This window comes from Streptomyces sp. NPDC002776, from assembly GCF_053592195.1.
Genome location: NZ_JBSFVG010000002.1, coordinates 584,786 through 604,159, shown reverse-complemented (window position 1 = coordinate 604,159; position 19,374 = coordinate 584,786). Strand labels below are relative to the sequence as shown.

The following is a 19,374-nucleotide window of genomic DNA, read 5'->3' as shown; positions in this document are numbered from 1 at the left end:
CTCCGCAGACCTCGACGGTGCCGTGCGGCGGCGGTCTGCCGACGCACGTGAGCCGTTTCACGTACCCGTGCGGGGCAGTCCGGCTCGCGGCTTCTTCGGCTTCTTCGTCTTCTGAAGGCTTCTTCGGCTGCTTACGGTTGCGGGTCAGCGCCGGAATTGCACCGGCTTCCCCCCGTACGGGTGTGATGACGACGCGGCCACTCTACCGGCCCGTACATCCGGCTCTTACGGAACCCTCACACGGCCCGGTACGTCACCGGCTCGCTCCCCGTCACCGTCTCCGCCCTGCCCAGCTTCACCAGTCGGCGCAGGTGGGACTCGGCCTCCGAGACCGCGATGGTGCGTGAGCCGTAGGGGATCTGCTCCCAGGGGCGGTTCCATTCCATGCGCTCGGCGAGCTGCCAGGCGGTGAGGGGTTCCCGGAGGAGGGTGAGGAGGCCGGTGAGGCGCGTCTCGTGGTGGGTGAGCAGCTCCCGCACGCGGGCCTCCGCGCCGGTGAAGGGGTGCTGGTGGGCCGGGAGGATCTCGGCGGGGGCCAGTCGGGCGACGCGTTCCAGGGAGTCCAGGTAGTCGCCGAGGGGGTCGGTGACGGTGGTGTCGTCGGGGTCCTCGTACAGGCCGATGTGCGGGGTGATCTCCGGCAGGACGTGGTCGCCGGAGAACAGGCGCCCGTGGCCGGGGAGTTGCTCGGGGTGCTCCTCCTCCAGATGCAGGCAGACGTGGCCCGGGGTGTGGCCCGGGGTCCAGATCGCGCGCAGCCGGCGGCCGGGGAGGTCGAGGAGTTCGCCCGGGACGATCTCGCGGTCCGGGAGGGCGGGGGAGAGGCCGGGCAGGGCACGGCGGCGGGCGCAGCGCAGCGGGGCCACATGCTCCTCGGGGGCGCCTGCCGCGGTGAGCTTCGCCGCCATGTACGCGAACCAGCGCTCGGGTTCGGCCGAGCGGGTGCGGCGCACGATCGCCGTGTCCGCCTCGTGCATCGCGATCCAGGCGCCGGAGGCCTCGCGCACGGCGCCGGACAGGCCGTGGTGGTCGGGGTGGTGGTGGGTGACGACCACGCCGTGGACCTCACCGACGGACGTACCGCAGGCCGTCAGGCCCTCGGCGAGGGTGTCCCAGGAGGCCGGGTCGTCCCAGCCGGTGTCGATCAGCACGGGCCCGCGGTCGGTGTCGACGACGTAGACGAGGGTGTGGCCGAGCGGGTTGTCCGGGATGGGGACCTGGAGGGAGCGAACGCCCCCGCCGTGATCGTGGGTTCTCGTCATCTGCCCCTCCGCGTCGCGGTCATTGCCCACTATAACTAGAACTGGTATCAGTTCTGAGGCAGCGTCAGAAACAGTGCAGCGTCAGAAACAGTGCTCAGCTCCGCAGGAGGCGTCGGCCATGACCGAGCTCGTGGAACACGGACAGCTGTTCATCGGCGGGGAGTTGACCGATCCCCTCGGCAAGGACTTCATCGAGGTCGTCTCACCGCACACGGAAGAGGTCATCGGGCGGGTGCCGCACGCGTCCACCGCCGACGTGGACCGGGCCGTCGCCGTCGCCCGCAGGGCCTTCGACGAAGGGCCCTGGCCGCGGATGTCGCTGGAGGAGCGGATCGAGGTCGTCACCCGGATCAAGGACGCCTTCGCCGTGCGGCACGAGGAGATCGCCCGGGTCATCTCCTCGGAGAACGGCTCCCCGTACTCCTGGAGCGTCCTCGCGCAGGCGCTCGGCGCGATGATGGTGTGGGACTCCGCCATCACCGTCGCGCGCAACTTCACCTACGAGGAACACCGCGACGGCGTCCTCGGCAAGATCCTCGTGCGGCGCGAGCCGGTCGGGGTCGTGGCGGCCGTAGTGCCCTGGAACGTCCCGCAGTTCGTCGCCGCCGCCAAGCTCGGCCCCGCCCTGCTCACCGGCTGCACGGTGGTGCTCAAGCCGTCCCCCGAGACGCCGCTCGACGCCTGTCTGCTCGCCGAGATCACCAAGGAGGCCGGGCTGCCGGAGGGGGTCCTGTCCATCCTCCCCGCCGACCGCGAGGTCAGCGAGTACCTCGTCGGGCACCCCGGCGTCGACAAGGTCTCCTTCACCGGCTCGGTCGCCGCGGGCAAGCGCGTGATGGAGGTGGCCGCGCGGAACCTGACGCGGGTGACCCTGGAGTTGGGCGGCAAGTCGGCGGCGGTCGTGCTGCCGGACGCGGACGTCGACACCGCGGTGGCCGGCATCGTCCCGGCGGCCTGGATGAACAACGGCCAGGCCTGCGTCGCCCAGACCCGCATCCTGCTGCCCCGCTCCCGCTACGACGAGTTCGCCGAGGCCCTCGCCGCCGCCGCGAACGCCCTCGTCGTCGGCGACCCCCTCGACCCCGCGACCCAGGTCGGCCCGCTCGTCGCCAAACGCCAGCAGCGCCGCAACCTCGACTACATCCGCATCGGCCAGGAGGAGGGCGCCAAGATCCTCACCGGCGGCGGGCGCCCGCCGGGCCTGGACCGGGGCTGGTACGTCGAGCCGACGCTCTTCGGCGACGTCGACAACTCCATGCGGATCGCGCGGGAGGAGATCTTCGGGCCGGTGATCTGCCTGCTGCCCTACGGCGACGAGGCCGAGGCGGTGAGAATCGCCAACGACTCCGAGTACGGGCTCAGCGGCAGCGTCTGGACGGCCGACGTCGAGCGCGGCATCGAGGTCGCCCGCCGGGTCCGTACCGGCACCTACTCCGTCAACACCTTCAGCCTCGACATGCTCGGCCCGTTCGGCGGCTACAAGAACTCCGGTCTGGGGCGGGAGTTCGGGCCCGAGGGGTACGGCGAGTACCTGGAGCACAAGATGATCCACCTCCCCGCGGGCTGGGAGGCGTAGGGATGGGGGCACCTCCCGCGCGAGCGGAGCCGGGCGTGGGGGCGGGAGACCGCTGGCACGTGGAGGTCGACCGGTCCGTGTGCATCGGCTCGGCCCAGTGCGTCCACCGCGCCCCCGACGCGTTCCGGCTCGACACCGCCCGCCAGTCCCACCCGTGCGAGCCGGAGACGGACGCCCACGAGGAGGTGCTGGCGGCGGCGGAGATGTGCCCGGTGGAGGCGATCGTGATCACGCTGCTGGGCAGCGGGGAGCCGGTGTTTCCGCCGGAGGACCAGTAGGGCTTGGCCAGGTTCATTCGGACGCCGCACGAACCATGCCGCACACCCTGCGGACGCTCGGGCCGACCGACGAGATCACTGCCGAACTGACCGTGCTGGTGGGCTTCGACCAGGACCTGGCGGCTGCAGCAACCCGCACCGCCGACCGCATATGCGGCCTGCTCACCCGAACGGCCTCGGTGACGTAGCGGTAGGCCGTCGTGGGCCCCAGGCCGCACCTTGCTGCGAGTTGGGCGCCTGACGGGTACACGAACACAGGATGCCTCTGGTGGAGACAGTTCTCTCGGTCGAAAAGCCGTCTACCAGGGGCTTCATCATGCTCTCAGCCCAACGGCCATGCGTCAGCAGCAGGTTGGAAAAGGTGCCCATGCACAGCAGGCCCCGTGACCAGGCCCAACCCGCCGCCGAGACCCGCAGGTTCCTCCACCGCCGCCAACGGCAGCCGCACATCGGCCGCGGCTACTTCGGCGGCCCACACGTCCGCTACACCCTCGATTAGAACCCTTTGGGTTCTAATCAATATCGTTGACTATTTCATCTACTTGAACTTTGACGGGCAACTGCCATCAGGATCCCTATCACCACAAAAAGCGTCAGCTTCTTGGCTGGGCTCATCTGCATACTCCCCGCGTCTATACGTGTGGCCCCCGGTTGGCGAGAACGCCAACCGGGGCCTTAGCCGGAGAGCGTGTTGCGGCTTGCCGCCATGACCGCCTGAGTGCGCAGGTCCGCGTCGGCCTGCGGTGGCTCATGGCCTGCTTCGCTTAGCTGCGCTCACGGCCAAGGACACTGCAGCGAGAGCGGTGCCAGCTACTCCCACGTACGTCCACACCGACCCGTCCGCAGAGATAAGCAGTACGATCGGCAACCACCGCACAGAAGGCAGCCGTGATCCATTGCGACTTTTGCAAGTTGGGGCTTCCGCTCGGCCTTGGACTCATCCTTCTTCTCCCTGGACGTGTGTGTCTATTCGATCGTCGGTACCTTTGTGATGCCCCAGGCTGCAGCTGCTGCGATTCCGGAGCCTGCGCACACACCTGCTGCTGCAGCCGCTCCAGTCAGCCAGTCGGACGCCGCGGCCTTCTCTTCCTTAGAAGCGCACAGGGTTCCGCCCAGGGCTGAGCCGAGAGAGCTGTCACACAAAAGCCCACTGGGGTAGGGGTTGGTTTCCTGGCCGGAGAGGTCGGGTTGGGTGAAGCGGCCGAGTTGGGCGTCGTAGTAGCGGTGGCCCATCTTGCACAGGCCGGTCGGGTCGAGGTAGGTGCCGCTGTAGCGGTACGGCTGGGAGACCGCTTCGGTGGTGGTGCCGAGGGGCAGCCCGGTGGGGCCGTTGGCGTAGGTGTGGGTGCGCTTGCCCGCGTCATCCACGAGGCCGAGGACGTTGCCGGTGGCGTCGGCAGTAAGTAGGACTTCCCCCGGTCGTCATGGAGTTCAGGGTGCCCGCCGGTTCGCGGATACAGTCGTCGTGGTCACACCCGCACCCTGACCAGCCGCCCGCCGTCTCTGCCAGCCCAGACCGTCGCTTGTCCAACAGCAGCCACGACGCCGACGAACTCCGAAACATCATGTCAAGAGCGAGTTTTCTGATGGGCCAGGAAGGCAAAAACTGCCAGAATCATTCCACCGACTGCTGCGATCACTCCGAGCACAATCGGCACGGTGTCGCCGGTAATGGATCCTGCAATGCAAGCGCATATTCCGCCGATGATCGCAATCGCGGAAAAGGTTGCCAATCCCCTGATCGCATCACTCATCGACGCGTCCCTCCCTCGCATCCAAGCGCTCCTTCCGAATTCGCGGCAACTGTTGGGTCGGGAAATCCGACCCAACAGTCACATGCAGTGGCCGTATACCCCTGTTTAACTGTAGGTGAGGATGTCCGCTCCGTAGTAGCCTGCGGCAGCTCCAATCGCGCAGCTGGTGACTCCGGCGACACCAGCGCCTACGGCGCTGCCGACTCCCGCGCCGATCACGCCGCCCGCCGCGGCGGCGTATGCGATGACTCCGGTGCCTGCCGCAGCCTCAACACCGGCCAGGCAGCCAGCGGCCGCGCTGACAAACGGCTCTGCTTTTTCGACGAGACCGAAGAAGTCGAAGAGGCCCGTGGGGTCGCTGTTGTTGACTGGGTCGCCGCTCACATAGAGGTAGGGGTTGCTCTCCTGCCCTGAAGGGTCGGGTTGGGTGAAGCGGCCGAGTTGGGGGTCGTAGTAGCGGTGGCCCATCTTGTACAGGCCCGTCGGGTCGAGGTAGGTGCCGCTGTAGCGGTACGGCTGGGGGGTTGTTTCGGTGGTGGTGCCGCGGGGCAGGCCGGTGGGGCCGTAGGCGTAGGTGTGGGTGCGCTTGCCTGCGTCGTCCACCAGGCCGAGGACGTTGCCGGTGGCGTCGGTGAGGTAGTAGTAGGACTTGCCCCCGGTCGTCATGGAGTTCAAGGTGCCCGCAGGTTCGCGGATGAATCCGGTGTCCACGCCGTTGGTCGTGGTGGATGCCAGTCCGAGTGCGGTGTGGTGGAACCAGGTCGAACCGAGCTTGGTGCGCTCGGAGTTGTCGGTTCCCGCGTGGACCAGGTCGTATGCCGATGTGTTGACGGTCAGGCCGGACAGCTGGCTGTAGTCGGTCCACGTCTCGCTCGTGCGGCGGGTGGTGGCGGTGCGTCCGCCCGCGGTCTCGTTGCCGGCCTTGTCGTAGGACCAGCCGGTGGCGGAGCCGTTCTGCGCGGTGAGCTCCAGCGCGTCGTTGTAGGTCCAGATGGGGGTGGTGGGACAGGTGGCGGCGGTGCCGTCCTGGGCGGTGAGGTTGCCGGCCTGGTCCCAGCAGTACAGCCAGGACGCCTTGCGGGCGCCGGTGGAGTCGGCTTCCAGGGCGTAGCGGAGCCGGTCCTGGGTGTCGTAGTCGTAGGTGGTCTTGTACTTGGTGAGGTTGTCGGTGCGGGTGCGGATCTTGGTGGTGTCCTTGCCCGCACTGTTGGTGTAGGTGTAGGCGAGGTCGATCAGCGTGGTGGTCCCGGCGGTTGTCTTGACCGCGTAGGGGCGACCGTTCTTGTCGATGCTGAAGGACTGGGTGGTGCCGCCGGGGTAGACAGTTTTGGTGCGTGTGTCGTTGTTGTTGTAGTCGAAGTCGGTCTTCTTGCCGTCCGGCGCGATGAGGTAGTCCAGCCGACCGGCCGCGTCCCACGTGTAGTCGGTCTTGCCGGTGGGGTCGGTGTAGTGGTCGACGTTGCCGCCGGGGGTGTAGGCCAGGGCGGTCTGTGCACCGTTTTGCAGGGTGCGTACGCGCTCGCGGTTGAGCTCGTCGTAGTCCCAGCCGGTAGTGCCGGAGGCGTCTGTGCGCACCTTGAGGTTGCCGTCGGCGTCGTAGTCGAAGGTGACGGTCGCGTTGGTCGAGGAGACCTTGGTGACGCGGTCGCGGTTGTCGTAGGTGTAGACGGTCTGGATGCCGCGGCCGTCGAGTGCGGTCTTGACGCGGCCGAGCGCGTCGTATGTGTATGTCGTCTCGCCCAGCGGCGCGGGGGGCGTGACCTTGCTCAGGTTGCCCTTGGCGTCGTAGGTGAAGGACGTGGTCGAGGTGCGGGTGCTGGAGATCTTCACTGCGGCTGTGCAGCGCTGGCCCTCGAAACCGCCGCAGGTCGGGGTGGCCTTGTTGTAGGTGTAGGTGCGCTGCCCTCCTGCGGTGCCGGAGGTGGTCACCGACTGGGTGTTGCCGTTGGTGTCGTAGGAGAAGGAGTCCTTGCGGCCGTCGGCGGAGGTGAAGTCGTTGGGCAGGTCGGTGCCTGCAATGGTCTGGTACGCGGTCACCGACGCGGTTGCGCCCATCGGCAGTTTCTGGGAGACGGCGTTGTTGCGGGCGTCCCAGCCGTAGGTGGTGGTGTTGCCTCCCGTTCCGTCCGCTCCCGTACCCATCGCATCGATCGCGGTCTGCAGCAGGCGGTTGGTGTAGGTGGAATGGCGAGAGTGGCCGAGGGGGTCGGTGACCTTGGTGACCTCACCGTCGGCGTTGTGCAGGTACTGGGTGGCATCCCCGTCGGGGTCGGTGACCGTCGTGGTCCCCGCAGCCGAGGGGGTGGTCGCGGTGTAGGCGTAGCGCCAGGTCGGGCCGGTGTGGCCGTTGCTCGTCGACTCGGTGACGCGTTGCATGGAGGTGACGCGGTTGTGGGTGTCGTAGGTGAACAGCGTGATGGTGCCCTCGGGGGTGGTCACCTTGGTCAGGCGCCGGGAGGAGTCGTACCCGTAGAGCGTGGCCTTGCCGGCGGTGTCGGTGACCTTGGCCAGGTTGCCGGAGGCGTCCAGGTCGAAGACGGCTGTGCGGCCGGTGTGGTCCTTGGCCTGCCACTGATTGGGGTAGGTCTTGACCAGGTCGATCCAGCGCCCGGAGCGGGTCTCGGTGAGCCTGAAGCCCTTGTGCTCGGCGCCCTCGTCGTGCTGGTCGACATTGATCACACCGTCATTTTTGTCGGTGACCTTGGTCAGCGTGCCGTGGACGTTGAAGGTGTCCTTCGCACCCGACTTGCGGTCGGTCAGGGTGTAGGTGCCGTCCGCGTTCTTCTTCAGGTCCTTGGAGTACCCGGCCGGGGTGGTGTAGCCGCCGGTACTCGCCGACTTGAACCGCACAGCAGCCCCCGTGGCGTCGTAGACCACCACCTCGCCGTCACCGGCCTGGAGGTAACGCTCATAACCCTGCCACCAGCGCTGCGACACCTTTCCCCACGGCGCTTCCAGGGAGTTGTACGTCCGGGTCAGCTGCAGCTTGTGACCGACACCGGCGATGTCGAAGTCGGTCGCGGCGAGCATGAGATTGCCGTTGGAGACGTTCACCCGCGCCACCAGCGCATCATTCAGACGCGTGTCGAGGACACGGTGCCAGGGCACATCGCCCTGCCCCTCCGGAACGAAGGACAAGGCCTCAGCATCCGCCTCGGCATCGGCCGCCGCCGACTGCGCGGCGGTCTCACCGCTTGCGCGGGCCTGCTGCGCCGCCCGCCAGGCGGCCACCTCCGCCGACGGCTTGGCCTCCGCCTCCGACTCCGGCGCCTTGACCGACCCGGCCGGCGTCGCGGGAGCCTCCACCTTCGTCGGCTTCGTCCACGGACTTTCCGGCGCCGGTAACTCCGCCTGCCCCGCCGCGGCTAACCCCGGTGCCACGCCAGCCACCAGAGCGACAGCCGTGATCGCGGATATGAGAACGGTTCTGTGTGTTCGTCGGGCACGTTGCAGCGACGTGCTTCCAGCATGTGAATGCATCAGCTTCCCCCACAGGAAGTCAGAGAGCCAGAACGGGTGACCAGACGGTCACCTCGGCAGCACAACCTGGCACGAGAACCACATGGACCGACAGGCATGCCCCGCACCATCCGTCCCGTTGGCGGCGGAATGAGCCCTGCCTCTTAAAGGGGTGAACGCGGACACCATGAGGCGATCCGTCCGACACAAAAGGGAAAAATCTGCGTTCCGTTACTGTTCGCCGCGGTCACACTGACCGAAAAGACCAGACCCGAGTCCCCCTCGGAACGCATAACACGATCTTGGTGGTGAGACTCTCGGGACGATCGCCCTTGAGAGGACCGACAGCAAAATCGGTGGCGCCTCCCCGGCCAGGAGCCTTCCCGCCAGGACACCGGTCTCGCGGCCGTCCTCCCGGCCGCGATGACCAGAACCTTCATGGTCTGCGCAGGCTCGGGGTACTGCGTTTTCGATGGCCGGCCGGTGCCCACGTACACGGGCTGGACCAGCCGTGCGTCGGCGGCTGGGCGGTGTGGCGGGAAGAAATGCCCACCGCGCAGGGCAGCTTGCGTTCCTCCAGGCCCCCGGCGGAAGGCGGCGGCATCGCCGTATCCGGCGTCCGCGACGACCAGGAGGATGTCGATGCAACTCCGCCGCGAACGCCTCCAGGTCCTCCCGGACCCCGGCCATCTCTTAGGGCGTCACACCACCCCCACGACCCCAAAGCAGCAACAGACACACCGCTCACGAATGAACCCGACCAAGCCCTACAAGGGGTGCTGGGGGAAGGATGGGAAGGAGCAACGCTTACGCCGCTGCCGACGTCGACGGTCCGGGCTGAGAGGCCGGAAAGCAGCAGTCAGGCCGGACGGCGACCCCCAGCACCTGATCCGGGTCATGCCGGCGCAGGGAACCCGTCCCGTAGGTCCCTCATGTGTCCGCGGGCGCCGTCAGGTCGATCAGGCGGCACACCGTCTCGATGTCGATCTTCACCTGGGCGATGGAGGCGCGGCCCGACAGCCACGTGATCAGCGCCGAGTGCCAGGTGTGCTCGATGACCCGGACCGCGGACAACTGCTCCGGCGTCGGGTGCTCCTGGCCCATCGCGTCCAGGATGATCACGGTCGTCTGCCGGGACACCTGGTCCACCTCGGGCGACACACTGCGGTCCGCGAAGGTCAGCGCGCGGACCATGGCGTCGGCCAGATGCGGCTCGCGCTGCAGGGCGCGGAAAGCGCGCATCAGCGTCTCCGCCACCCGCTCCGCCGCCGTGTCCCCGGCGGGCGGCTTCTTGCGGAGGGTGCCGTGCATGTGCTCCAGCTGGTCCTGCATGGTGGCGACCAGCAGATGGATCTTGGAGGGGAAGTAGCGGTAGAGCGTGCCGAGCGCCACCTGCGACGACTCCGCCACCTCCCGCATCTGCACGGCGTCGAAACCGCCCCGGCTGGCCAACTGCGCGCTCGCGTGCAGGATGCGGCGGCGACGCGCCTCCTGCCGCTCGGTCAGCGGTGGGGTGACGGGTCTCGCGGTACTGGCTGCCACCATGTCCACCTTGTTCCCCTCGCCGTGGCGCGACCGTGGCGTGAATCACCTGATCCACTGCTCGCGCCACCTCTACCTGCCGGTAGATTCGGAGCTTCTTGAACGATCAAGTCTGTAACTTGTTCTAGATTAGCGTCCCGGCGTAATCTCGCGGGACAGTGCAGGGAGAAGGGGGCCCGGAGTGACCGCTGAGGCCAGTCGGACGGGTTCCCGCAAGGAGCCCGCCGCGGGTGGGGGCCCCTCCCGCGCGAGCGGATTCGAGCGTGGGGGAGAGCGACCTCTCGACATCGCGCTTCTCACCTATAAAGGGAACCCGTTCTGCGGCGGCCAGGGCGTCTACGTCCGCCACCTCTCGCGCGAACTGGCCCGCCTCGGCCACCGGGTCGAGGTCATCGGCGCCCAGCCCTACCCGGTCCTCGACGAGGGCGTCCCGCTCACCGAGCTGCCCAGCCTCGACCTGTACCGCCAGCCCGACCCCTTCCGCACGCCGGGACGCGGCGAGTACCGCGACTGGATCGACGCGCTGGAAGTGGCCACCATGTGGACCGGCGGCTTCCCCGAGCCGCTGACCTTCTCGCTGCGCGCCCGCCGCCATCTGCGCGCCCGCCGCGGCGAGTTCGACGTCGTCCACGACAACCAGACGCTCGGTTACGGCCTGCTGGGCGACGTGGGCGCCCCCCTCGTCACCACCATCCACCACCCCATCACCGTGGACCGGCAGTTGGAGCTGGACGCCGCCGAGAACCGCCGCCGCCGGTACGCGGTCCGCCGCTGGTACGCCTTCACCCGGATGCAGAAGCGCGTCGCCCGCCGCCTGCCCTCCGTCCTCACCGTCTCCGGCACCTCCCGCGCCGAGATCGTCGACCACCTCGGGGTGCGCGAGGACCGGATCCACGTCGTGCACATCGGCGCCGACACCGACCTGTTCTCGCCGGATCCGTCCGTCCCGCAGGTCCCCGGCCGGATCGTGACGACCTCCAGCGCGGACGTCCCCCTCAAGGGGCTGGTCTTCCTCGTCGAGGCGCTCGCGAAGGTGCGCACCGAACACCCCGACGCCCACCTCGTCGTCGTCGGCAAGAAGCCCGCCGAGGGCCCGGTCGCGCAGGCCGTCGAGCGCTACGGCCTCGAAGGCGCCGTCGAGTTCGTCAAGGGCATCTCGGACGCCGAACTGGTCGACCTGGTCCGCTCGGCGCAGGTCGCCTGCGTGCCGTCCCTGTACGAAGGCTTCTCCCTGCCGGCCGCCGAGGCCATGGCCACCGGCACGCCCCTGCTCGCCACGACCGGCGGGGCGATCCCGGAGGTGGCCGGCGCGGACGGCGAGACGTGTCTGGCGGTGCCGCCCGGCGAGGCGGGCGCCCTGGCCGCCGGACTGAGCCGGCTCCTCGGAGACCCCGCACTGCGGGCGCGGCTCGGCCGGGCCGGACGCGAGCGGGTGCTGGCGCGGTTCACCTGGGCGCGCGCGGCGGAGGGCACGGTGGCGCACTACCGCGAGGCCATCGCCCGCGCCACGCCCCCGGCCGGCGGCGCGCCCGCGTCCTCGGCCGGTGCCGCCCCCCTGACCTCCGCGAGTACCACCGGCGTCTATCCCGAAAGCAGGGCCACGTGCTGACCGTCGACTTCTCCCGGTTCCCGCTCGCCCCGGGCGACCGTGTCCTGGACCTCGGCTGCGGTGCCGGGCGGCACGCGTTCGAGTGCTACCGGCGCGGCGCCCAGGTCGTCGCGCTGGACCAGAACGGCGAGGAGATCCGCGAGGTCGCGAAGTGGTTCGCGGCGATGAAGGAGGCGGGCGAGGCACCCGAGGGCGCCACCGCCACCGCGATGGAGGGCGACGCCCTGGCGCTGCCGTTCCCCGACGAGTCCTTCGACGTCGTCATCATCTCCGAGGTCATGGAGCACATCCCGGACGACAAGGGCGTCCTCGCCGAGATGGTCCGGGTCCTCAAGCCCGGCGGCCGCATCGCCATCACCGTCCCGCGCTACGGCCCCGAGAAGGTCTGCTGGACGCTGTCCGACGCCTACCACGAGGTCGAGGGCGGCCACATCCGCATCTACAAGGCCGACGAACTCCTCGCCAGGATCCGCGAGGCGGGCCTGAAGCCGTACGGCACCCATCACGCGCACGCGCTGCACTCGCCGTACTGGTGGCTCAAGTGCGCGTTCGGCGTCGACAACGACAAGGCGCTGCCGGTGCGGGCGTACCACAAGCTGCTGGTCTGGGACATCATGAAGAAGCCACTGGCGACGCGGGTCGCCGAGCAGGCCCTCAACCCCCTCATCGGCAAGAGCTTCGTGGCCTACGCGACCAAGCCGCACCTGCCCCGGGTGGACGCCAAGTGACCACTCCCCGGACGGAACACCTCGTCCTGCCCGGGGTCCTCACCGCCGAGCAGGCCGCCGCGACCGTCGCCGGACTGCTCGCCGTGCAGCGGGAGGACGGCGCCATACCGTGGTTCCGGGGACACCATCTCGACCCCTGGGACCACGTCGAGGCGGCCATGGGCCTGGACGCCGCAGGCGAGCACGACGCCGCCGAGCGCGCCTACGAGTGGCTCGCGCGGCACCAGAACGAGGACGGCTCCTGGTACGCGGCCTATCAGGACGGCGCCTTCGACGACGTCACCGACCGCGGACGCGAGACCAACTTCGTCGCCTACATCGCGGTCGGCGTGTGGCACCACCACCTCTCCACCGGCGACGACGCCTTCCTGGACCGCATGTGGCCGACCGTGTACGCGGCGATCGAGTTCGTCCTGCGGCTGCAGCAGCCGGGCGGGCAGATCGGCTGGCGGCGGGACGACGACGGCACGGCGACCGAGGACGCGCTGCTGACCGGCTCGTCCTCGGTCCACCACGCCCTGCGCTGCGCGCTCGCCATCGCCGAGCAGCGCGAAGAGCCCCAACCGGACTGGGAGTTGGCGGCGGGTGCGCTCCGGCACGCGATCCGGCGGCACCCCGAGCGGTTCCTGGACAAGGACCGCTACTCGATGGACTGGTACTACCCCGTGCTGGGCGGCGCGCTCACCGGCGCGGAGGCCAAGGCCCGCATCGAGGAGTCCTGGGACCGCTTCGTGGTACCCGGGCTCGGAGTGCGGTGCGTCGACCCCAACCCGTGGGTGACGGGCGGTGAATCGGCCGAACTCGCCCTGGCCCTGTGGGCGATGGGCGAGTCCGACCGGGCGCTGGACATCCTCCAGTGGATCCAGCACCTGCGCGACGAGCGGACCGGTCTGTACTGGACGGGCTACGTCTTCGACGACGCGGCGATCTGGCCGAGGGAACTGACGACCTGGACGGCGGGCTCGCTGCTGCTCGCCGTCGCGGCCCTGGGCGGCCATGAGGCCACCTGCCGGGTCTTCGGCGGCGAGCAACTGCCCACCGGCCTGGACCCGGACTGCTGCGGCTGACTCAGTGGCGGACGCGGTTCGCGATGGCGTGCCCGACGAACAGGTACACCACGGCGGCGAGCCCGTACCCCGCCACGACCCTGGCCCATGCCTCGTCGAAGGTGAACAGGTCGTGGGACCAGCCCGCCAGCCAGCGGGCCGCGTCATGGATGAACTGCACGAAGTCGTTCGTGCGGTTCGCGTCCAGCAGGTACATCAGGATCCACAGACCCAGAATGAACGCCATGATGTCGGCGACGATCGCGATGACCCTGCCCGCCGAACTGGCACCGTTGCTATATCGAGGGGACATGCCCCCCGGGTTGCCGCTGAACCGTCGACGAAACCCCCCCGGTTCAGCCGTTGAGCTCGGCGAGCACCCGCAGCGACCGCTCGTCCGGCGCCAGCGCCAGCAGGTCCGTCACCGGTCCCTTGCGCCACAACTCCAGCCGCTCGGCGATGCGTTCACGCGGGCCGACCAGGGAGATCTCGTCGGCGAAGGCGTCGGGGACGGCGAGGACCGCCTCTTGGCGGCGCCCTTCGAGGAACAGCCGCTGGATGCGGCGGGCTTGCTCCTCGTACCCCATGCGGGCCATCAGGTCGGCGTGGAAGTTGCGGGCCGCGTGGCCCATGCCGCCGATGTAGAAGCCGAGCATGGTCTTCACCGGCAGCAGGCCCTCGGTCACGTCGTCGCAGACCCGGACCTGGGCCATCGGGGCCACCAGGAAGCCCTCCGGCCGGGTCTCGGGGAGGGCGTACGCCTCGGGGCGGGCCGGGGACCAGTACAGCGGGAGCCAGCCGTCGGCGATCCGCGTGGTCTGGGCGACGTTCTTCGGGCCCTCGGCGCCGAGCAGGACGGGGAGGTCGGGGCGGAGGGGGTGGGTGATGGGCTTGAGGGGTTTGCCGAGGCCGGTGGCGTCCGCGCCCCGGTAGGGGAGGGGGTGGAAGCGGCCGTCGAGCGTGACGGGGGCTTCCCGCCCGAGGACTTGCCGTACGACGTCGACGTACTCCCGGGTCGCGGTGAGCGGCGACCTCGGGAACGGGCGGCCGTACCAGCCCTCCACCACCTGCGGCCCGGACAGTCCGAGGCCGAGCATCATGCGGCCACCGGAGAGATGGTCGAGGGTGAGGGCGTGCATCGCGGTCGTGGTCGGCGACCGGGCGGCCATCTGCGCAACCGCCGTCCCCAGCTTGATCCTTGACGTCCGCGCGGCGATCCAGGTCAGCGGGGTGAAGGCGTCCGAGCCCCAACTCTCCGCGGTCCACACGGAGTCGTAGCCGAGCCGCTCGGCCTCCCGGGCCAGCGGCACATGACCAGGCGAGGGGCCGCGCCCCCAGTAGCCGAGCGCCAGACCGAGCCGCATAGCTGCCTCCTGACGGTGTGTCAGCCGGGGAGGGCGACTGTACGACAACGGCCCCTCACCGGGAAGGGTGAGGGGCCGTGACCGTGAGCGGTGTCAGCCGCGCTGGATGCCGCTGGTGTCCTGGAGGACACCGCGACGACCGTCCTGCGTCTGCGCGATCAGGCTCGGGCCGCGCTGCTCCACGGCCAGGTACCAGGTGCCGGGCGCCAGTTCGGCGATCGGCGTCGGCGAACCGTCCTCCGCGAACAGCGGACGCGGCACCGGAACGGCGAACCAGAACGGGGAGAAGTCCCCGCCGGGCTGCGCCGCGGGCGCCTGCGGCTGCCCCGGCTGCGGCTGACCGCCGAACGGCTGCGCACCCTGCGGCTGACCGCCGAACGGCTGCGCACCCTGCGGCTGACCGCCGAAGGGCTGACCGGGCTGCGGCTGCGGCTGCCCCGGCTGGGGAGCGCCCGGGTAACCGTAACCACCCTGCGGCTGACCGCCGTACGGCTGCGGGGCCGCGGGGCGGGAAGCGGGCATCAGGGGGGCCTGGAGGGCGGGGACGAGCGGGGAGGCGACGGCGGCACCGGCCAGCAGGAGGGCGGCGATGAGACCGAGGATCAGGCCGACACCGGCATCCACGTCCGCGGCGCCGAAGGTGTCGCTGAACGCGCCCAGCGGATCGAAGATCGTCCAGAGCGCCGTCCACGCGGAGAAGACCGTGAGCGCGACTCCGAGCGGACCGAGCTCAAGGCCGACAACCTTGCGCGGCTGCGGCAGCGCGTGGGCCACGACGATCAGGACCGCGCCGATGATGCCGCCGACGTACACGCTCATCACCAGGCCGAGGTTGTCCCAGGCGTTGGGGATGTCATTGCCGTCGCCGTCGTAGATGGCGAGGAACGACGCGACGAAGAGCAACACCGCTGCTCCGATCACCACGCCGTCGCCTCTAGTGAGGGAGCGGATATTCACTTCAGGTCCTTCGTAGGTCGTCTCGTCATCGGTAGAGGCGTCGCGGGGGTGGCCCCTTATCGTACGGACGACCCTATCGTCCGCACGATCAGGCTGTCCGCCGGGATCAGCGAGCTGATCACTACCCGCGCAGGAAACTCACGATTCCCTCAGAGATCCCCTGCGCCGCCTGCTGCCGCCACGCACCGCTGGTCAGCTGTGCCGCGTCCTTGGTATCGCGCATGTTGCCGCACTCGATGAACACCTTGGGAACCGTTGACAGATTGAGACCGCCGAGATCCTTACGCGTGACGAGACCGGTGCCGTCGCCGACGTAGTTGGAGGGGGCGCTGCCGGTGGCGCGGACGAACTTGCCCGCGATGCGTTCGCCGAGATCGCGGGAGACGCCGACGATCGGACGGGTGTCCGCGGCACCGGAGTTCACCGCGCCGGGGAGGATGACGTGGAAGCCGCGGTTGCCGGATCCGGAGCCGTCGGCGTGGACGGAGACCACCGCGTCGGCCTCGGCCTGGTTGCCGATGCGCGCCCGCTCGTCGATGCAGGGGCCGTACGAACGGTCGCCGTCCTGGGTCAGTTTCACCGTGGCGCCCTGCTTCTCCAGCAGCGTGCGCATGCGGTGGGCGACGTCCAGGGTGAACTCGGCCTCGGTGTAACCGGAGTTCGTGGCCGTGCCGGTGGTGTCGCACTCCTTGTAGCCGGTGCCGATGTTCACCTTGGCGTTGATCTCGGCGGTGTGCTGGAAGTTGGCCGGGTTGTGTCCGGGGTCGATGACGACGACCTTGCCCTTGAGGGGGCCGGAGGCGGCCTCGGGAGCGGAGCTCGCCGGTTGCGTCGGGCTGGGGTGCGGTTCCTTGGCGTCGCCGGTGGCGGACGGCGTCCGTACCGTCGCGGATTCCGGGCCACCGCCGCCGTCGTCACTGGCGCCGCCGAGTTCCTCGTACACCACCCAGCCGAGCAGCGCGCCCGGCACGAGCGCGGCGAGGGCCACGGTCAGAGGGCGGCGCCGGGGGCGGCGGGGCGGTTCGAATTCAGGGCCTGCGTACGACACGTCTGCGACTCTAACCTCGGCCTCAGATCCCCGCCCCCGTTCGCCGCAGCACGCGCAGCGAGTCCGTGACGGAGATCTCCGTGAACGCGCCCGACTCCAACGCCCGCAGGTAGACGCGGTAGGGGGCCTGGCCGGTGAACTCGTCCTCCGGGTCGGGGAAGACGTCGTGGATGGCGAGCAGGCCGCCTTCGGCCACATGGGGGGCCCAGCCCTCGTAGTCCGCGGTGGCGTGCTCGTCGGTGTGGCCGCCGTCGATGAAGACCAGGCCGAGGGGGGTGCCCCAGACACGGGCCACCTGCGGGGAACGCCCCACCAGGGCGATCACGTGCTCCTCCAGCCCCGCCCGGTGCAGCGTGCGCCGGAAGGTGGGCAACGTGTCCATCAGGCCGATCTCGGGGTCGACCGTCTCGGGGTCGTGGTACTCCCAGCCCGGCTGCTGCTCCTCGCTGCCGCGATGGTGGTCGACCGTGAGGGCGCTCACCCCGGCCGCGCGGGCCGCGTCGGCGAGCAGCACGGTGGAGCGCCCGCAGTAGGTGCCGACCTCCAGGAGCGGAAGCCCGAGCCGACCGGCCTCCACGGCCGCCGCGTGGAGGGCCAGCCCTTCTCCCACGGGCATGAACCCCTTCGCCGCCTCGAACGCGGCCAGGATCTCGGGGGCTGGCGCGGGTGCCGGGGCCATGGGGCCGCCTTTCGGTCGTACGAGCGTCTGGGCGCCCCATGCTGCCGTATGCGCTGGTCGGGGGGTGAGCGGGGGTGACCAGGGGTGCCCAGCCCGTTCGCGGGGGGGGGTGCCGAGGTAGGGCCGTCTCCCTGGAGGGCGGGGGCGGACCCTGCGGAGCGTCCAGGGGGCGCCGGTCGTCCGCCCGTCGGACCGGTACGTCCAGGGGCCCACCCGGCGTCCCCATGGCCTATGTCGCCGGTACCGGGCTGCTCGGTAGGGACAGGTCGACTGAGACTGTGCTGTCGTCGCCCGTGTGGGTCGCCGCGGCGGCGTGCGGGGCGTGGCCGTCGGCCTTGGCGGCCAGGACGTAGGCGCCCTTCGTCGGGACCGGGAGGGTGTAAGTGCCGTCCGCCGCCGAGAGGGTGGCGCCCGCCTGGCGGCCCCGGGGGTCGATCAGGGTGACCTTGGCGTGGGGGACCGGGGTGCCGGTGGCGTCGAGGACCCGGCCGCGGAAGCCGCGCAGGGCCGCTTCCGCGCGGGCCAGGTTGGCCTCCTCCTCGCTGCTGGCGCGCAGCTGGGGCGCGCGGTTCGGCTTGGGCAGGAACAGGGCGAGCAGCAGGCCGATCGCCACCGCTCCGGTCGCGATCAGGAAGGAGAGGCGGAAGCCGTGCATGGTGGGGACCTCCACGCCGTTCACGGTGTTCGCCGTGTTGGCCAGCACCATGCCGATGACGGCGCTGGAGACGGACGTACCGATGGAACGCATCAGCGTGTTCAGGCCGTTCGCCGCGCCCGTCTCCGACGCCGGGACCGCGCCGACGATCAGCGCGGGCAGCGAGGAGTAGGCGAGGCCGATGCCCGCACCGAGGAGGACGGCGATGACCAGGGACTGCCAGGCGGCGCTCATCAGGCCGAGGCCGGCGCCGTAGCCGACGGCGATGATCGACAGGCCGAGGATCAGCGTGGACTTGGGGCCGTACCGCGCCGAGAGGCGGGCGTAGACGGGGGCCGTGACCATCATCGTCAGGCCCAGCGGCGCGACCAGCAGGCCCGCGACGACCATCGACTGGCCGAGGCCGTAGCCGGTGGAGGCGGGCAGCTGGAGGAGCTGGGGGAGGACCAGGGAGACGACGTAGAAGGAGACGCCGACCATGATCGAGGCGAGGTTGGTGAAGAGCACGGCCGGGCGGGCGGTGGTGCGCAGGTCGACCAGCGGGGCCTTGCTGCGCAGCTCGTAGACGCCCCACAGGAGCAGCGCGACGACGGACGCGGCGAACAGGCCGAGGGTGAGGGCGGAGCTCCAGCCCCAGTCGCTGCCCTTGGTGATCGGCAGCAGGAAGAGGACCAGGCCGGTGGAGAGGCCGAGCGCGCCCGGCAGGTCGAAGGTGCCCTCCGCGCGCATCGGGGACTCCGGTACGACGAGGAAGGTGAGGGCGATGGCGAGGACACCGAGCCCCGCGGCGCCGTAGAAGAGGGCGTGCCAGTCGCTGTGCTGGGCGACCAGCGCGGCGGCGGGCAGCGCGAGTCCGCCGCCGACGCCGATCGAGGAGCTCATCAGGGCCATCGCCGAGCCGAGCCGCTCGCGGGGCAGCATGTCGCGCATCAGGCCGATGCCGAGCGGGATGGCGCCCATCGCGAAGCCCTGGAGGGTACGGCCGACGATCATCGGCAGCAGGGCGCTGGTGACGGCGCTGACCAGGGCGCCGACGACCATCACGGCGAGGCTCAGCACCAGCATGCGCCGCTTGCCGTACAGGTCGCCGAGGCGGCCCATGATCGGGGTGGCGACCGCGCCGGAGAGAAGGGTGGAGGTGAGGACCCAGGTGGCGTTGGACGGGGAGGTGTCCAGCAGCAGCGGCAGGTCCTTGATGACCGGGACGAGCAGGGTCTGCATCACCGCGACCACGATGCCCGCGAAGGCGAGGACGGGGACGACAGCGGGCCGGTCGGTGGTCGTACGTGTCATGTGTAGCTTGAACTCGGTGTGCCGGAGCAACTATTCCGATGCTTTGGCTCACTAACGAAATCTTGACCTTCTCTTGGGAAAACGCCATGAGGACCAGGTCGGACCTAGTCCGAAATGCCGATGC

17 protein-coding genes, 2 pseudogenes and 1 riboswitch are annotated in these 19,374 nt (G+C 69.8%); of the genes and pseudogenes, 7 read left to right on the top strand and 12 right to left on the bottom strand.

Annotation, left to right across the window (positions count from 1 at the left end):
• Positions 1-72: 72 nt before the first annotated feature.
• A riboswitch (cobalamin riboswitch) is annotated at positions 73-172 on the bottom strand.
• A 64-nt stretch (positions 173-236) separates the two neighbouring features.
• Complete coding sequence (locus ACWD11_RS06925) at positions 237-1,262, bottom strand: MBL fold metallo-hydrolase (RefSeq protein WP_451281719.1); 1,026 nt, start codon at positions 1,260-1,262, stop codon at positions 237-239.
• A gap of 118 nt (positions 1,263-1,380) precedes the next feature.
• Between ACWD11_RS06925 and ACWD11_RS06920 the strand changes: the two genes are divergently transcribed.
• From ACWD11_RS06920 to ACWD11_RS06905, 4 genes and pseudogenes are all read left to right on the top strand, one after another.
• Positions 1,381-2,838: an aldehyde dehydrogenase gene (locus tag ACWD11_RS06920; protein WP_451281717.1), complete on the top strand. Its 1,458-nt coding sequence runs from the start codon at positions 1,381-1,383 to the stop codon at positions 2,836-2,838.
• A gap of 2 nt (positions 2,839-2,840) precedes the next feature.
• A complete protein-coding gene (locus tag ACWD11_RS06915) occupies positions 2,841-3,116 on the top strand; it encodes a ferredoxin (RefSeq protein WP_389416315.1) in 276 nt (91 codons plus the stop codon).
• An 11-nt stretch (positions 3,117-3,127) separates the two neighbouring features.
• Positions 3,128-3,286, top strand: a pseudogene (locus tag ACWD11_RS06910) (IS110 family transposase); the annotation flags it as partial.
• 197 nt (positions 3,287-3,483) lie between these two features.
• Positions 3,484-3,615, top strand: coding sequence for a hypothetical protein (locus ACWD11_RS06905; protein ID WP_451281715.1), 132 nt, complete (start codon positions 3,484-3,486; stop codon positions 3,613-3,615).
• Positions 3,616-4,082: 467 nt separating this feature from the next.
• On the opposite strand, the gene ACWD11_RS06900 is transcribed toward ACWD11_RS06905, so the two are convergent.
• The 5 genes and pseudogenes from ACWD11_RS06900 to ACWD11_RS06880 form a co-directional block, all read right to left on the bottom strand.
• Positions 4,083-4,484, bottom strand: a complete 402-nt coding sequence (locus ACWD11_RS06900; RefSeq protein WP_451281713.1) for an RHS repeat-associated core domain-containing protein — start codon at positions 4,482-4,484, stop codon at positions 4,083-4,085.
• 200 nt (positions 4,485-4,684) lie between these two features.
• Positions 4,685-4,870, bottom strand: a complete 186-nt coding sequence (locus ACWD11_RS06895; RefSeq protein WP_389416317.1) for a hypothetical protein — start codon at positions 4,868-4,870, stop codon at positions 4,685-4,687.
• Positions 4,871-4,975: 105 nt separating this feature from the next.
• Positions 4,976-8,350, bottom strand: coding sequence for an RHS repeat-associated core domain-containing protein (locus ACWD11_RS06890; protein ID WP_451281711.1), 3,375 nt, complete (start codon positions 8,348-8,350; stop codon positions 4,976-4,978).
• 143 nt (positions 8,351-8,493) lie between these two features.
• Positions 8,494-8,979, bottom strand: a pseudogene (locus tag ACWD11_RS06885) (transposase); the annotation flags it as partial.
• Between the two features lie 280 nt (positions 8,980-9,259).
• A complete protein-coding gene (locus ACWD11_RS06880) occupies positions 9,260-9,874 on the bottom strand; it encodes a TetR family transcriptional regulator (protein WP_389416318.1) in 615 nt (204 codons plus the stop codon).
• 178 nt (positions 9,875-10,052) lie between these two features.
• On the opposite strand from ACWD11_RS06880, the gene ACWD11_RS06875 reads away from it, so the two are divergent.
• The 3 genes from ACWD11_RS06875 to ACWD11_RS06865 are packed head-to-tail and all read left to right on the top strand — an operon-like array spanning position 10,053 to position 13,275.
• Positions 10,053-11,480 (top strand): glycosyltransferase family 4 protein, encoded by a 1,428-nt coding sequence (locus tag ACWD11_RS06875; RefSeq protein WP_451281709.1) that lies wholly within the window; start codon positions 10,053-10,055, stop codon positions 11,478-11,480.
• Positions 11,474-12,208, top strand: coding sequence for a class I SAM-dependent methyltransferase (locus ACWD11_RS06870; RefSeq protein ID WP_250070156.1), 735 nt, complete (start codon positions 11,474-11,476; stop codon positions 12,206-12,208). Before ACWD11_RS06875 ends, ACWD11_RS06870 begins: the two co-directional genes overlap by 7 nt.
• On the top strand, positions 12,205-13,275 hold the full coding sequence (locus ACWD11_RS06865) for a prenyltransferase (RefSeq protein ID WP_451281707.1): 1,071 nt from the start codon (positions 12,205-12,207) through the stop codon (positions 13,273-13,275). Before ACWD11_RS06870 ends, ACWD11_RS06865 begins: the two co-directional genes overlap by 4 nt.
• A gap of 1 nt (position 13,276) precedes the next feature.
• Here ACWD11_RS06865 and ACWD11_RS06860 read toward each other — a convergent pair whose 3' ends face one another.
• The 6 genes from ACWD11_RS06860 to ACWD11_RS06835 all read right to left on the bottom strand — a co-directional run bounded on the left by ACWD11_RS06860 (position 13,277) and on the right by ACWD11_RS06835 (position 19,250).
• Positions 13,277-13,567, bottom strand: a complete 291-nt coding sequence (locus tag ACWD11_RS06860; protein WP_389416321.1) for a hypothetical protein — start codon at positions 13,565-13,567, stop codon at positions 13,277-13,279.
• A 43-nt stretch (positions 13,568-13,610) separates the two neighbouring features.
• Entirely contained in the window at positions 13,611-14,618 is a 1,008-nt protein-coding gene (locus tag ACWD11_RS06855; protein ID WP_451281705.1) for an LLM class F420-dependent oxidoreductase, read from the bottom strand.
• Between the two features lie 93 nt (positions 14,619-14,711).
• Positions 14,712-15,575, bottom strand: coding sequence for a hypothetical protein (locus ACWD11_RS06850; protein ID WP_451281703.1), 864 nt, complete (start codon positions 15,573-15,575; stop codon positions 14,712-14,714).
• A 121-nt stretch (positions 15,576-15,696) separates the two neighbouring features.
• The gene (locus ACWD11_RS06845; RefSeq protein ID WP_451281701.1) at positions 15,697-16,623 is read right to left on the bottom strand and encodes an N-acetylmuramoyl-L-alanine amidase; all 927 of its coding nucleotides are present in this window, start codon (positions 16,621-16,623) and stop codon (positions 15,697-15,699) included.
• A 22-nt stretch (positions 16,624-16,645) separates the two neighbouring features.
• The gene (locus ACWD11_RS06840; RefSeq protein WP_389416325.1) at positions 16,646-17,302 is read right to left on the bottom strand and encodes a class I SAM-dependent methyltransferase; all 657 of its coding nucleotides are present in this window, start codon (positions 17,300-17,302) and stop codon (positions 16,646-16,648) included.
• A gap of 229 nt (positions 17,303-17,531) precedes the next feature.
• Positions 17,532-19,250: an MFS transporter gene (locus ACWD11_RS06835; protein ID WP_451281699.1), complete on the bottom strand. Its 1,719-nt coding sequence runs from the start codon at positions 19,248-19,250 to the stop codon at positions 17,532-17,534.
• Positions 19,251-19,374: the final 124 nt, after the last annotated feature.

Bases quoted from the DNA above. Each gene is read 5' to 3' on its own strand.
- ACWD11_RS06925 (WP_451281719.1), bottom strand. From the start codon at position 1,262: ATGACGAGAACCCACGATCACGGCGGGGGCGTTCGCTCCCTCCAGGTC.
- ACWD11_RS06920 (WP_451281717.1), top strand. From the start codon at position 1,381: ATGACCGAGCTCGTGGAACACGGACAGCTGTTCATCGGCGGGGAGTTG.
- ACWD11_RS06915 (WP_389416315.1), top strand. From the start codon at position 2,841: ATGGGGGCACCTCCCGCGCGAGCGGAGCCGGGCGTGGGGGCGGGAGAC.
- ACWD11_RS06905 (WP_451281715.1), top strand. From the start codon at position 3,484: ATGCACAGCAGGCCCCGTGACCAGGCCCAACCCGCCGCCGAGACCCGC.
- ACWD11_RS06895 (WP_389416317.1), bottom strand. From the start codon at position 4,870: ATGAGTGATGCGATCAGGGGATTGGCAACCTTTTCCGCGATTGCGATC.
- ACWD11_RS06890 (WP_451281711.1), bottom strand. From the start codon at position 8,350: ATGCATTCACATGCTGGAAGCACGTCGCTGCAACGTGCCCGACGAACA.
- ACWD11_RS06880 (WP_389416318.1), bottom strand. From the start codon at position 9,874: ATGGTGGCAGCCAGTACCGCGAGACCCGTCACCCCACCGCTGACCGAG.
- ACWD11_RS06860 (WP_389416321.1), bottom strand. From the start codon at position 13,567: ATGTCCCCTCGATATAGCAACGGTGCCAGTTCGGCGGGCAGGGTCATC.
- ACWD11_RS06855 (WP_451281705.1), bottom strand. From the start codon at position 14,618: ATGCGGCTCGGTCTGGCGCTCGGCTACTGGGGGCGCGGCCCCTCGCCT.
- ACWD11_RS06840 (WP_389416325.1), bottom strand. From the start codon at position 17,302: ATGGCCCCGGCACCCGCGCCAGCCCCCGAGATCCTGGCCGCGTTCGAG.
- ACWD11_RS06835 (WP_451281699.1), bottom strand. From the start codon at position 19,250: ATGACACGTACGACCACCGACCGGCCCGCTGTCGTCCCCGTCCTCGCC.